Origin of the sequence: Aeromonas sp. ASNIH7 (genome assembly GCF_002903485.1) — a bacterium.
GTDB classification, from domain to species: Bacteria; Pseudomonadota; Gammaproteobacteria; order Enterobacterales; family Aeromonadaceae; genus Aeromonas; species Aeromonas caviae.
In genome coordinates, this window is the sequence record NZ_CP026226.1 from 2,439,416 (window position 1) to 2,453,416 (window position 14,001).

Here is a 14,001-nt window from a genome sequence, read left to right on the forward strand (position 1 = left end):
TTGAGGCGCTCCAGCACCTGATGAGGCGAGGGGGGCGCGATGTCGGGTCTTTGCCATGGCTTGCTCCGCTGGCTCGGCCATTGCCTCCCGGTTTCACACTCCCGGGCATCTTCTGCCCTTCCGAAGGTCCGCTTTTTCCCCCATGGGGTCATTTACCCGGATTTATCCGATTTTTACTCCGTTTTACTTAACAAAATGAGTGTAATCGTTTACATCTGTGTGAGCGGGATCGCCGATCACCGGGCAAAACTCTCCTACACTGCAGTGGTTTTCAGCGTGAATGCAGGGAGAAGTGAAGCATGCTCAGGGAGATAGTGGCCCGTCAGGATTGGCAGACCCAGGGGATCACCGCCGTGAACCGGTTGCCAGCCCATACCCCCTTGTCCAGTTGGCGCAGTGAAGGGGAAGCCAGGATGGGGGGGTTGTCACCTTCCCGCCTACTGCTGGACGGCGAGTGGCAGTTCTCCTGGTTCGAGGCCCCGGAGCGGGTGCCGGAGCAGTGGCTGGTGGAGGATCTGCCGGATGCCTGCCCCATCAAGGTGCCGGGCAACTGGCAACTGGCTGCGGCCTACCCGGGGGCGCGGCCCGTCACGGATGTGCCCATCTACACCAACATCAAGTACCCCTTTCCCTGCGACCCGCCCCGGGTGCCTGCCGAGAACCCCACCGGTTGCTACTCCCGCGAGTTCACCGTTGCTGCGGACTGGCTGGCCGAGGGACAGACCCGGATCATCTTCGACGGGGTGGACAGCGCGTTTCACCTCTTCTGCAACGGCCGCTGGGTCGGTTACTCCCAGGACAGCCGGCTGCCGGCGGAATTCGATCTGACCCCCTTCCTTCAGGCCGGGGCCAACCGCCTCGCCGTCCTGGTGCTGCGCTGGTCTGACGGCTCCTATCTGGAAGATCAGGACATGTGGCGCATGAGCGGCATCTTCCGCTCCGTCAGCCTGCTGCACAAACCGGCCCGTCATCTGATGGATATCCGGGTGACGCCCGAGCTCGACGCCTGCTACCGGGATGCCCGCCTCAAGGTTGAATTGCAGGCGGCCAACGGAGCCGGTCTGTCGGTGGAGGCCAACCTCTATGATGGCGACGAGCGGGTAGCGACCCTGCGCCAGCGGATCGGCACCCAAGCCATCGACGAGAAAGGGGTGTATGACGATCGCGCCGAGTTGTGGCTGACGGTAACGGCGCCACACAAGTGGAGCGCCGAGACCCCGCACCTCTATCGCCTGACCCTGACCCTGCTGGACGAGCAGGGAAGCACTCTCGAGAGCGAGGCCCATGACGTGGGCTTTCGGGCGGTGGAGGTCCGTGGCGGCCTGCTGCGGGTCAACGGCCAACCCCTGCTGATTCGTGGTGCCAATCGCCATGAACACCATCCCGCCACGGGTCACGTGGTGACCCCGGCCGACATGGAGCAGGATCTGCTGCTGATGAAGCGGCACAACTTCAACGCGGTGCGCTGCTCCCACTATCCCAATCACCCCGAGCTTTATCGCCTGTGCGACCGGCTCGGCCTCTATGTGGTGGACGAGGCGAACCTGGAGACCCACGGCATGACCCCCATGGGGCGGCTGGCGCGGGATCCCGCCTGGAGCAACGCCTTCCTGGAGCGGGTTACCCGCATGGTGGCCCGGGACTTCAACCACCCCAGCATCATCATCTGGTCTCTGGGGAACGAATCCGGTTATGGCCCGGCCCACGACGCCATGTATCGCTGGGTGAAGGGGGCGGACCCCAGCCGCCCGGTGCAGTACGAAGGGGGCGGGGCCGACACCCCGGCCACCGACATCATCTGCCCCATGTATGCCCGTACCCATCAGGATCAACCCTTCCCGGCGGTGCCCAAGTGGGCACTGGCCAAGTGGATCGGCCTGCCGGAAGAGACCCGGCCGCTGATCCTGTGCGAATACGCCCACGCCATGGGCAACAGCCTGGGGGGCTATGCCCATTACTGGCAGGCATTTCGCGATCATCCGCGGCTGCAGGGTGGGTTTGTCTGGGATTGGGTCGATCAGGGGCTGGACAAGCAGACCGACGATGGCCGCCATTTCTGGGCTTATGGTGGCGATTTCGGCGACACTCCCAACGATCGCCAGTTCTGCTGCAACGGCCTGCTGTTCCCCGATCGCACCCCCCATCCCTCCCTGTTTGAAGCCCGGCGTGCCCAGCAGCCCTTTGTTCTGACCCTGCAGGGTCGCCAGCCGCTGACGGTGGAGATCCGCAGCGAATACCTGTTCCGCGAGACGGATAACGAGACTCTGCAGTGGCGTCTGTGTGAAGACGGCGTGGTGGTGAGCCAGGGTGAATGCCCGCTCGAGCTGGCTCCCCGGGGGAGCGTGACGCTGACCCTGCTGGAGCAACTGCCGGCCTTTGCGCCGGGGGCGCTCGCCTGGCTGGATCTCGCCATCGTGCAGCCCACCGCCACGGCCTGGGCCGGAGCGGGTCACGAGGTGGCTCGCCAGCAATGCCTGTTGCCCGCGCCCCTGGCGCTGCCGTCGGCCTGCCCGGCGGTCAGCCTGACCGAGCAGCGCGATCACTGGGTGCTTGGCGCCGCAGATTCCCTGTGGCAGCTCGACAAGGCCAGTGGTCGCATCGTCAGCTGGCAGAAGCAGGGCCGCGAGCGGCTGCGCGACGCCATCGCCGATCATTTCTATCGGGCGCCGCTCGACAACGATATCGGCACCAGCGAGGCGGATCACGCCGATCCCAACGCCTGGATTGCCCGCTGGCAGGAGGCCGGACTCAATGATCTGCAGCACCGCTGTCTCGGCCTGGAGGCGAGTCCGGAGCTGGGTCTTATCACGGCGCACCACGGCTATTTAGTGGGTGACGAGCCGAAGATCCTGACCCGCTGGCATCACAGGATGGACGGGGAGGGCGCCATGAACCTCGCCATCGAGGTGGAGGTGGCCGCCGACATGCCCTCCCTGCCGCGCATCGGTGCCCGGCTCTGGCTGGCTGATGAACCGGCCGAAGGTGCCCCGGTGAGCTGGCTGGGGCTTGGCCCCCACGAGAATTACCCGGATCGCCGGCTCGCCGCCGATCTCGGTCGCTGGCAATTGCCCATCGAGGCGTTGCACACCCCTTATGTCTTCCCGACCGACAACGGACTGCGCTGCGATACCCACGCACTGCAACTGGGGGATCTGGCGGTGGAGGGGCGCTTCCACTTCAGTGTCAGCCGCTACAGTCAGCAGCAGCTGACCGAAGCCCGTCACCAGACCGATCTGGTGGCTCTGGGGGGCACGCACCTGTGCCTCGATGGCTTCCACATGGGGGTGGGAGGCGACGACTCCTGGAGCCAGAGCGTGCGGCCCGAGTTCTGGCTGTTGCCGGGTCGTTATCAGTGGCACTGCCGTCTGCGCTAGCCGGACCCGCCGTCGCGAGATGGCGAGACCCAAAGGCAGTTTCTCACGTAACTATTTAATTTTTAACAATATTACGGCTATGTAACAGAGTGTAAACGTTTTCATTTTGTTGCCAGGATCACAGACCGCCTCACAACAAACTGATTACATTAGGCTGGCGCCAGCTCAAACGGTGTACAGCATTCCCTACAAAAAACAGATAGAGATCGGAGCATAACAATGAAAAAACTCACGACAGTTGCCACCTTGCTGATGGGACTGATGGCGGGAGCCCAAGCCCAGGCCGATACCCGTATCGGGGTCACCGTCTACAAGTACGACGACAACTTCATGGCCGTGGTGCGCAAGGCCATCGAGAAAGAAGCGGCGGCCACCCCGGGTGTGGAACTGCTGATGAACGACTCCCAGAACGACCAGTCCAAGCAGAACGACCAGATCGATGTACTGCTGGCCAAGGGCGTGAAGGCCCTGGCCATCAACCTGGTTGACCCGGCGGCGGCCCCTGTCGTGATTGAGAAAGCCCGTGCGGACGAGATCCCCGTGGTCTTCTACAACAAGGAACCGAGCGCGGCCGACCTGGCCAGCTATGACAAGGCCTACTACGTGGGCACCGACTCCAAGGAGTCCGGCATCATCCAGGGCCAGCTGATCGCCAAGCACTGGAAAGCGCACCCCGAGTGGGATCTGAACAAGGATGGCGTCATCCAGTTCGTGCTGCTCAAGGGTGAGCCTGGCCACCCGGATGCGGAAGCACGCACCACCTACGTCGTCAAGACCCTGAACGATGGCGGCATCAAGACCGAGCAACTGCACATGGATACCGGTATGTGGGATACCGCCATGGCCAAGGACAAGATGGACGCCTGGATCTCCGGTCCGAACGCCAACAAGATCGAAGTGGTCATCGCCAACAACGACGGCATGGCGATGGGCGCCGTGGAATCCCTGAAGGCCCAGGGCAAGACCGCCATCCCGGTGTTCGGTGTTGACGCCCTGCCGGAAGCCCTGGCCATGGTCAAGAGCGGTGCCATGGCTGGTACCGTGCTGAACGATGCGGCCAACCAGGCCAAGGCCACCTTCGAGCTGACCAAGAACCTGGCCGAAGGCAAGCCGGCCGGTGAAGGCACCAACTGGAAGATCGACAACAAGGTCGTCCGCGTTGCCTACGTGGGCGTAGACAAAGACAACCTGTCCCAATTCGAGTAATTCCTCCCCTCAGGGCAAGGGAGATCCCCTTGCCCTCTTTTCAACCAGATGTGATGGCTGATATGACAACACGGCAACAATCAGAATGGCTGTTGGAGATGATTGACGTCAGTAAGAGCTTTCCTGGCGTCAAGGCACTCGATAATGTCAATTTACGGGTCCGTCCTCATTCTGTGCATGCGTTGATGGGCGAGAATGGCGCAGGGAAGTCCACGCTGCTCAAGTGCCTGTTCGGCATCTACGAGAAGGATCAGGGCAAGATCTTCTTCAAGGGACAGGAGATCAACTTCACCTCGTCCAAAGAGGCGCTGGAGAATGGCGTTTCCATGGTGCACCAGGAGCTGAACCTGGTACTGCAACGCACCGTGATGGACAACATGTGGCTCGGCCGCTATCCCACCAAGGGACTGTTTGTCGACCACGGCAAGATGTATCAGGACACCAAGCATATCTTCGAGGAGCTGGACATCGACATCGACCCCAGGGTCAAGGTCGGCACCCTGTCGGTTTCCCAGATGCAGATGATCGAGATTGCCAAGGCATTCTCCTATGACGCCAAGATCGTCATCATGGACGAACCCACCTCCTCCCTGACCGAGAAAGAGGTCAACCACCTCTTCAAGATCATCAACAAGCTCAAGGAGAAGGGGTGCGGCATCGTCTACATCTCCCACAAGATGGAAGAGATCTTCCAGCTCTGTGACGAGATCACCATATTGCGGGATGGCCAGTGGGTGGCGACCCAGCCCCTCCAGGGCATGACCATGGATCAGATCATCGGCATGATGGTCGGCCGCGAGCTCACCCAGCGCTTCCCGGAAAAAACCAACCAGCCCAAAGAGGTGATCCTCGAGGTCGAGCACCTGACGGCCAAGAACCAGCCTTCCATCAAGGACGTGACCTTCAACCTGCACAAGGGGGAGATCCTCGGCATCGCCGGTCTGGTGGGGGCCAAGCGCACCGACATCGTGGAGACCCTGTTCGGCATCCGCGATCGCAGCGAAGGGACCATCAAGCTGCACGGCAAAGAGGTGGCGAACCACAACGCCCACGAGGCGATCCAGAACGGCTTCGCCCTGGTGACCGAGGAGCGCCGCTCTACCGGGATCTATTCACGCCTCGACATCGCCTTCAACTCCCTGATCGCCAACATGGACAACTACAAGGGATCCATGGGGCTGCTCAGCGACAACAAGATGAAGAGCGATACCCAGTGGGTCATCGACTCCATGCGGGTCAAGACACCGACCCAGCAGACCCAGATCGGCTCCCTCTCCGGTGGCAACCAGCAGAAGGTGATCATCGGTCGCTGGCTGCTGACCCAGCCCGAGATCCTGATGCTGGATGAACCGACCCGGGGTATCGACGTCGGCGCCAAGTTCGAGATCTACCAGCTCATCCTGGAGCTGGCGAAGAAGGACAAGGGCATCGTCATCATCTCCTCCGAAATGCCGGAACTGCTCGGCATCACGGACCGCATCATGGTCATGAGCAATGGCCGGGTCGCGGGGATCGTCAACACCAAAGAAACTGACCAGAGCGAGATCCTGCGCCTGGCATCTCTGTACCTATAAAGACAGGAAGACATTATGGAGTCGGCTAAAAATTTCAATCTGATGCAGGCGCTCAAAGAGAACGGCATCTATGTGGTGTTGCTGGTGTTGCTCATGATCATCGTGATCAAGGAGCCCTCCTTCCTCAGCCTCACCAACCTCAGCAACATCCTGACCCAGTCCTCGGTACGGGTCATCATCGCCCTCGGGGTGGCGGGCATCATCATCACCCAGGGTACTGACCTGTCGGCCGGTCGCCAGGTAGGCCTGGCGGCGCTGATCGCGGCCACCATGCTGCAGGCCCTGACCAACGTCAACAAGGTCTTCCCCACCCTGGGGGAGGTGCCCATTCCGGCGGTGATCCTGCTGGTGTGCGTGGTGGGGGCCTTGATTGGTCTGGTCAACGGCCTGATTGTCGCCTACCTGAACGTGACGCCCTTCATTACCACCCTGGGCACCATGATCATCGTCTACGGCATCAACTCCCTCTATTTCGACTCCGTGGGGGCTTCTCCGGTAGCCGGGTTTGATCCTCGCTTCTCCAACTTTGCGCAGGGCTTTATCCGGATTGGCGGGTTCAAGCTCTCGTACCTGACCTTCTATGCGGCCATCGCCAGCGTCTTCGTCTGGGTGCTGTGGAACAAGACCCGCTTTGGCAAGAACATCTTCGCCATCGGTGGCAACCCGGAAGCGGCCAAGGTGTCCGGCGTCAACGTCGCCGTCAACCTGGTGGTCATCTATGCCCTGGCCGGTGTCTTCTACGCCTTCGGCGGCATGCTGGAAGCGGGGCGGATCGGCAGTGCCACCAACAACCTCGGCTTCATGTACGAGCTGGATGCCATCGCGGCCTGCGTGGTGGGGGGCGTTTCGTTTGCCGGCGGTGTGGGAACTGTCGCGGGTGTGATCACCGGCGTACTTATCTTCACGCTGATCAACTATGGTTTGACCTACATCGGTGTCAGCCCTTACTGGCAGTTCATCATCAAGGGCGGCATCATCATCCTGGCGGTAGCCCTGGACTCCATGAAGTACGCCAAGAAGAAGTAAGCATTGGCAGGGAGGGCCGGGTCATCCCGGCCCTTTCTCTTTGGAGGGACCCATACCATGGCATTCAAAGTCAAAATCAACGTGCTGTTGCTGCTCGCCATTCTGGTCACCATCGGTACCGCCTGGTTCAGCGTCAACCATTTCATCAGCGGCTACATCCGCACCCAGGCCACCCAGAACATCAACGAGCAGATCACCCTGGTCAGAGAGAAGCTGGCGGGTGACATCAACCAGAAGGTGCTGCTGGCCGCCAACCTCAACCTCGGGGTGACCAGCGTCAAGAAGGCGCTGCAGGAGACCGGCTTTCACAACATCGTCAAGCTCATTGGCGACATGGCATTCGACGCGAACGGGGTCATCGACGACAAGGCCAGGGTTGATGCCCTGCGCAAGCTGATCCCCGCCGCCAACAACCAGATCACCGTCAGCCCGCTGGAGCAGCTGGACGGCAAACCCGTCATCTCCATCCTGGTGCCGCGCGGTGCAGACTCCGCCTACCTCTACTACCTCGACATGAGCGAATTCAAGACGCTGCTGACCAAGGTAAGCGGGGAAGGGCGTTACTTCTCCCTCACCGACAGTCAGGGACAGGTGCTCTACAGCAGCAAGCCCCAGGGAGAGAGCGAGAGCCGCCCCAACAAGCTGGATATTCGCGGCAGCGAGTGGACCCTGACCGGTTATGTGGATCTCGACTATATCCGGGCCATGACCCAGGCGCTCAACGGCAAGATCACCCTGGCCCTGCTCGGGGTGGCGGCGCTGGTACTGGCCCTCTCCATGGTGGCCCTCAACCTGGCCTATAGACCCATCCTCTCCTTGCGCGACCTGGTGCAGGAGCTCTCCCAGGGCAATGGGGATCTGACCCGCCGGCTCACGGTGACCAGCAAGGATGATCTCGGCCAGATCTCGGCGGGCATCAACCGTTTCATCGAGCAGTTGCAGGGCATGATGGGGGAGGTGAGACAAGCGAGCGGCCAGCTCAATGAAGGGATATCGGCATTGGCGAGGCAGACGGGGTCGGCCCAGGGCCTGCTGGCCGAGCATGTGCGGGAGACCGAACAGGTAGTCACCGCCATCAACGAGATGAGCCGTACTGCCGTTTCGGTATCGGAGAGCGCGGCCAATACTGCCCAGCTAACCGGCCAGAGCCAGCAACTGGCCAACCAGTCGCGTCAGGTGGTGGATCAGGCCATGGCCAGCGTCACTGCGCTGGTGACGGAGGTGGAGGCCACGGCACACTCCATCGAAGCCATGCAGCAGGATGTGCAGCAGATAGGCTCGATTCTCGGGGTCATCGGTGGCATCGCAGAGCAGACCAACTTGCTGGCCCTCAACGCTGCCATCGAGGCAGCCCGGGCTGGTGAGCAGGGGCGGGGGTTTGCGGTGGTGGCGGACGAAGTGCGCTCTCTGGCGGGACGCACCCAGAAGAGCACTGCCGAGATCCAGACCATGCTGACCCGGCTGCAACGGGGTACCCAGACCGTGGTGGCCGCCATGGGCAACACCCGACAGAGCTGCCAGGATGCGGCGGAAAACACCAGCAAGGTGAATGCGTCACTGGATCTGATGGCGGGAGAAGTGGTGGAGATCAACGATCTCATCAGCCATATCGCCACGGCCGCGGAGGAGCAAAGTGCCGTCGCCGAGGAGATCAATCGCAACATGAGTGCCATCGCCGAGGTGATCACCCAGCTCAAGGGGAATGGCGAGCGCACCGTGGACAGCTCGAATGCCATGCAGCGCACCTATGACAGGCTGCGGGAGATAGTGGGGCACTTCCGGCTGGAATAGCGCCGGCTGGGCGAGTCCCGGGTACCCTGGCCAGCAGTACCGTGGCCGGGGTGACCCATCAGCGGGCAGACGTGAAAAATACCCAAAAAAGATGGGGGCGACTTGCGTCGCCCCCGATAGTCTTATCGCTCATATCCTTGAACGAAGTTGCTCCCTGCAATCCCTGACTATACCTCTTCCTTTAGGTTTCCCCTTCCCAATCCTTTGGGGTGTCCTTTAGCCATCATGGCCTGACGAGTCATCCGTTCCCGTCGCACTTTCTCCGTCCTGGGAGGTGTCCTTTACCACATCCTGTGGTGAGTCCATTTGCCCAACCCTGGCAGCCAGTCTTCCTGACCGACTTCATTGCGTCCGTGCAGGAGTAACTATAAGGATTTCGCGCAGGGCGACAATGACATGCTGAAAAACGTTTTATCCAAACTGGTTTCCCGCGAAAGGATAATGAAGTTATCTTTTTTAAAATCATGACTTTAATGTTCTATCATGCTGTTTTTTCACGCGCATCTTCCGACTATGGCGAGAATTTTGTTGGCACTTTACTTACGCAGTTGATGGCGAATATCTCACAAGGCGTTTAACTGCGGTTCAGAATCCGGGGAGGTCGGTCAGTGTCGATCGCAGATGAGGGTGGAGGAGAGCAACGGGCATGATGCAGGTGGCGTGGTCCGGATCCCATTCAGGAGATAAAGGAGGGAAAGCGGGGATGACCCAAGAGGAGATCGCCTCCCCTTGGGCGAGAGGGTCAGGGATGCTGGCTGCCACCGTGCCATTGGCATAGGTAGGCGGGGACCAGCATCTGGGGTGCCTGGTCAACGTGACAGACCACCAGCGGCATGGCGGGGGCTCCCTGGGCATGCACCAAGGTAGGTGTCATGGGCAGGACCAGGGCGACGAACAGAAACAGCGACGGGATCTTCATGGTTATCTCCTTGGTGACGGGAACGAATGTGACAAGCATCACTTTTTGAGTTAAGGCGAACCCGAAATCGGCGCAAGGTGACTGAAAAAATTCAACTAATGAAAAAACTTTGAATCCCGGTTGCACTCCGGTCGGTGAAAAAGCCGCCATCAGGATGCGTGCAAAATGCATATCCATATAAAAGAGATAGTGCACACGGCTTGGCGATGAGGCTCGCCATCTGGCCCGGGCAGGCCGCCATGATCTGGGACAAGAGATGGATTATTCAGCGATAAAGGAGCAGGTGATTATTTATGTGAGAGCAAACGGGATGATAAGCGAGGATAAATTCAAAGTTGGGTGAAGTTTATTCAAAAAATGAGCATTTTGATTTTAATGTAATGATTTATTTGATGTTTTTTATTGGTGGCTATCCATTTCTGGATATCATGGATGAATGAAATTGCGCTCTTTGTGGAATATATTGGGGCCTTATTGCGTATTTATGCCGGATGGAGGGTGAGGGAAATGTCAGATATGTAAACTCCATCATAAATTAACTTCTGAATTTATGCAGTCTCGGGTGAATGTGATCAATGTCCAAGTTTGGTGGAGTTGCCAGACCTAATCTCTGCGTCGAAAGGCAAGGGCAGGATAGAACATAAGCCGAGTACCCTACATAAAGAATATCCCGCCTTAGCCACGAGCCTGAATAGAAGGAATCTATTCAATCACTCGCAGGGACCACAGCTAGACGGAATATCATCATGAGCAAATTTTATGTAGGTTCTGAAGTTGGCCAGTTGCGCCGTGTCATGTTGCACCGCCCCAACCTCAGTCTGAAGCGTCTGACCCCTTCCAACTGCCAGGATCTGCTGTTTGACGACGTCCTGTCCGTGGAACGTGCCGGTCAGGAGCACGACAAATTCGCTCAGGTACTGCGCGATCAGAATGTCGAAGTCTTCCTCCTGACCAATCTGCTGGCGGAAACCCTGGACGTGCCGGAAGCCAAAGCCTGGCTGCTGCAACACCAGGTCTCCGACTATCGCCTCGGCACTGCCCTGGCCAACGACGTGCGCTGCTTCCTGGCGGACATGCCTCACCGCGAGCTGGCCCGCATCCTCTCCGGCGGCCTCACCTACTCCGAGATGCCCTACAGCGGCGTCAACATGGTGGTCGGCATGCATGCCCCGACCGATTTCATCATCGAACCGCTGCCCAACCACCTCTTTACCCGCGACACCTCCTGCTGGGTCTATGGCGGCGTCTCCATCAACCCCATGGCCAAGGCCGCCCGTCGTCGCGAGACCAACCACGTGAAGGCCATCTACCGCTGGCACCCGCAGTTTGCCGGTCAGGAGTTCATCAAGTACTTCGGTGACGAGGAGCGCGACTACGACAACTCCACCATCGAAGGGGGCGACGTCCTGGTCATCGGCCGAGGCGCCGTGCTCATCGGCATGTCCGAGCGCACCACGCCGCAAGGGGTGGAGCATCTGGCCCGCAGCCTGTTCAAGCACGGTCAGGCCAAGCAGGTCATCGCCATGGAGCTGCCGAAACACCGCAGCTGCATGCACCTCGACACCGTCATGACCCACATGGATGTCGACACCTTCTCCGTCTATCCGGAAGTCATCCGCAAGGATGTGAACTGCTGGAGCCTGACCCCGGGCGGTGCCACCGGGATGAACATCAAGGAAGAGGGTTACTTCGTGACCGCCATCGAGAAGGCGCTGGGGGTGGATCAGCTCAGGCTCATCACCACTGGCGGCGACAGCTTCGAGGCCGAGCGGGAGCAGTGGAACGACGCCAACAACGTGCTGACCGTGCGCCCCGGCGTGGTGGTGGGTTACGAGCGCAACACCTACACCAACGAGAAGTACGACAAGGCCGGCATCACTGTGCTGCCCATCCCGGGTGAAGAGCTGGGACGTGGCCGCGGCGGTGCCCGCTGCATGAGCTGCCCGATGGAACGCGACGGCATCTGACAAGACGGCGTGGCGCCGGCAGAGGCTGGCGCCACACACACCAGAATTCGAGAGTAACACCCATGAAAAAACCAACTGTCGTCGTCGCCCTGGGGGGCAATGCCCTGCTCCGCCGCGGTGAACCTCTGGAAGCCGACATCCAGCGCAAGAACATCGCCACCGCCGCCAAGACCATCGCCCGCATCGCCGAGGATTACAACGTGGTGCTGGTGCACGGCAACGGCCCGCAAGTCGGCCTGCTGGCCCTGCAAAACAGCGCCTACACCAAGGTCTCTCCCTATCCCCTGGATGTGCTGGGTGCCGAGTCCCAGGGCATGATCGGCTACATGCTGATCCAGGAGCTGAAGAACCTGATGCCGAGCCGCAACGTCACCGCGCTGCTGACCCAGGTGCAGGTTGATCCCCAGGATCCGGCGTTTGCCAATCCGACCAAATTTATCGGCCCCGTCTACGAAGAGGCGGAAGCCCGCACTCTGGCTGCCGAGAAGCACTGGGTGGTCAAGGCAGACGGCAAGTTTTTCCGCCGCGTGGTGCCGTCCCCGCTGCCCCAGCGCATCGTCGAAGGCGACGCCATCGAAACCTTGATCGCCCAGGGTCACCTCATCATCTGTACCGGCGGTGGTGGCATCCCGGTGACCTGGGATGGCCAGAGCCTGACCGGCATCGAAGCCGTCATCGACAAGGACATGTCAGCCGCCTACCTGGCCAAGCAGATCAAGGCCGACGCCCTGCTGATCCTGACCGATGCCGATGCCGTCTATCTGGATTGGGGTAAACCGACCCAGCGTCCGCTGCGGGTCACCAGCCCGGACGAGCTGGCCGGGGTCAAGTTCGATGCCGGCTCCATGGGACCCAAGGTCGAAGCCTCCTGTGAATTCGTCAAGGCGACCGGCGGCATGGTCGGCATCGGCTCCCTGGAAGATGGCCTCGCCATCCTCAAGGGGGAAGCCGGCACCAACATCGTCGCCACCAATACCGTCAATGCCTGAGCCAAGGCTCTGGTCTGAACAACTGCGTAGTCAATAACACTGCCAAATTGGTCTGAACAAATATAGAGAGAACTCATCATGGCTTTTAATCTGCGTAACCGTAACTTCCTGAAACTGCTTGACTTCACCCCGCGCGAAATCCAATACATGATCGATCTGGCCATCGACCTGAAGAAAGCCAAATACGGTGGCTATGAGCGTAAACACCTGACCGGCAAAAACATTGCCCTGATTTTCGAGAAGACCTCCACCCGCACCCGTTGTGCGTTTGAAGTGGCGGCCTTCGATCAGGGCGCGCAAGTATCCTACCTCGGCCCAAGCGGTTCCCAGATCGGTCACAAGGAGTCCATGAAGGACACCGCCCGGGTGCTGGGTCGCATGTATGACGGTATCGAATACCGTGGCTACGGTCAGGAGATCGTGGAAGAGCTGGGGGCCCACGCCGGTGTACCGGTCTGGAACGGCCTGACCAACGAATTCCACCCGACCCAGATCCTGGCGGACTTCATGACCATGCTGGAGCACGGCAAGGGCAAACGTCTGGATCAGATCAAGTTCGCCTACCTGGGTGACGCCCGCAACAACATGGGCAACTCCCTGATGGTGGGTGCCGCCAAGATGGGCATGGACATCCGTCTGGTGGCGCCGAAAGCCTTCTGGCCGGAAGAGGAGCTGGTTGCCACCTGCCGCCTCATCGCCGAAGAGACCGGTGCGCGCATCCACCTGACCGAAGACGTGAAAGAGGGGGTGCTGGGTGCCGACTTCCTCTACACCGACGTCTGGGTCTCCATGGGTGAAGCGAAGGAAGCCTGGGATCAACGGGTCAAACTGATGACCCCGTATCAGGTCAACATGGATGTCATCAACGCGACCAAGAACCCGGATGTGAAGTTCATGCACTGCCTGCCGGCGTTCCACAACGACGAGACCACCATGGGCAAGGAAGTGGCCGACAAATATGGCATGAAGGGCCTGGAAGTGACCGAGGACGTGTTCGAATCCGAGCACAGCATCGTGTTCGACGAGGCGGAAAACCGGATGCACACCATCAAGGCAGTGATGGTGGCTACGCTGGGCGACTGACGTCGTCAGTGGTGCCGGGGGGTGACCCCCGGCTTTTCAACCATGTGACAGCGGCATAATACCTCCAACCCT

9 protein-coding genes are annotated in these 14,001 nt (G+C 60.1%); 8 read left to right on the forward strand and 1 reads right to left on the reverse strand.

Features of this window, described 5'->3' with window-relative positions; genetic code table 11:
• The first annotated feature begins 299 nt into the window (after window positions 1-299).
• The 5 genes from C2U47_RS11465 to C2U47_RS11485 all read left to right on the forward strand — a co-directional run bounded on the left by C2U47_RS11465 (window position 300) and on the right by C2U47_RS11485 (window position 8,971).
• On the forward strand, window positions 300-3,374 hold the full coding sequence (locus tag C2U47_RS11465) for a beta-galactosidase (protein ID WP_102948938.1): 3,075 nt from the start codon (window positions 300-302) through the stop codon (window positions 3,372-3,374).
• 219 nt (window positions 3,375-3,593) lie between these two features.
• A complete protein-coding gene (gene mglB / locus C2U47_RS11470; RefSeq protein WP_010676016.1) occupies window positions 3,594-4,580 on the forward strand; it encodes a galactose/glucose ABC transporter substrate-binding protein MglB in 987 nt (328 codons plus the stop codon).
• Between the two features lie 53 nt (window positions 4,581-4,633).
• Window positions 4,634-6,154, forward strand: coding sequence for a galactose/methyl galactoside ABC transporter ATP-binding protein MglA (gene mglA, locus C2U47_RS11475; RefSeq protein ID WP_043153953.1), 1,521 nt, complete (start codon window positions 4,634-4,636; stop codon window positions 6,152-6,154).
• 15 nt (window positions 6,155-6,169) lie between these two features.
• Complete coding sequence (gene mglC / locus C2U47_RS11480; RefSeq protein WP_010676014.1) at window positions 6,170-7,180, forward strand: galactose/methyl galactoside ABC transporter permease MglC; 1,011 nt, start codon at window positions 6,170-6,172, stop codon at window positions 7,178-7,180.
• Between the two features lie 57 nt (window positions 7,181-7,237).
• Complete coding sequence (locus tag C2U47_RS11485) at window positions 7,238-8,971, forward strand: methyl-accepting chemotaxis protein (RefSeq protein ID WP_039039635.1); 1,734 nt, start codon at window positions 7,238-7,240, stop codon at window positions 8,969-8,971.
• Window positions 8,972-9,713: 742 nt separating this feature from the next.
• On the opposite strand, the gene C2U47_RS23075 is transcribed toward C2U47_RS11485, so the two are convergent.
• Entirely contained in the window at window positions 9,714-9,890 is a 177-nt protein-coding gene (locus C2U47_RS23075; RefSeq protein WP_167292772.1) for a hypothetical protein, read from the reverse strand.
• Window positions 9,891-10,636: 746 nt separating this feature from the next.
• Here C2U47_RS23075 and arcA point away from each other — a divergent pair.
• The 3 genes from arcA to argF all read left to right on the forward strand — a co-directional run bounded on the left by arcA (window position 10,637) and on the right by argF (window position 13,929).
• Window positions 10,637-11,857, forward strand: coding sequence for an arginine deiminase (arcA, locus tag C2U47_RS11495; protein WP_010676011.1), 1,221 nt, complete (start codon window positions 10,637-10,639; stop codon window positions 11,855-11,857).
• 62 nt (window positions 11,858-11,919) lie between these two features.
• The gene (gene arcC / locus C2U47_RS11500) at window positions 11,920-12,846 is read left to right on the forward strand and encodes a carbamate kinase (RefSeq protein WP_039039634.1); all 927 of its coding nucleotides are present in this window, start codon (window positions 11,920-11,922) and stop codon (window positions 12,844-12,846) included.
• Window positions 12,847-12,924: 78 nt separating this feature from the next.
• Complete coding sequence (argF, locus tag C2U47_RS11505; protein WP_041211943.1) at window positions 12,925-13,929, forward strand: ornithine carbamoyltransferase; 1,005 nt, start codon at window positions 12,925-12,927, stop codon at window positions 13,927-13,929.
• Window positions 13,930-14,001: the final 72 nt, after the last annotated feature.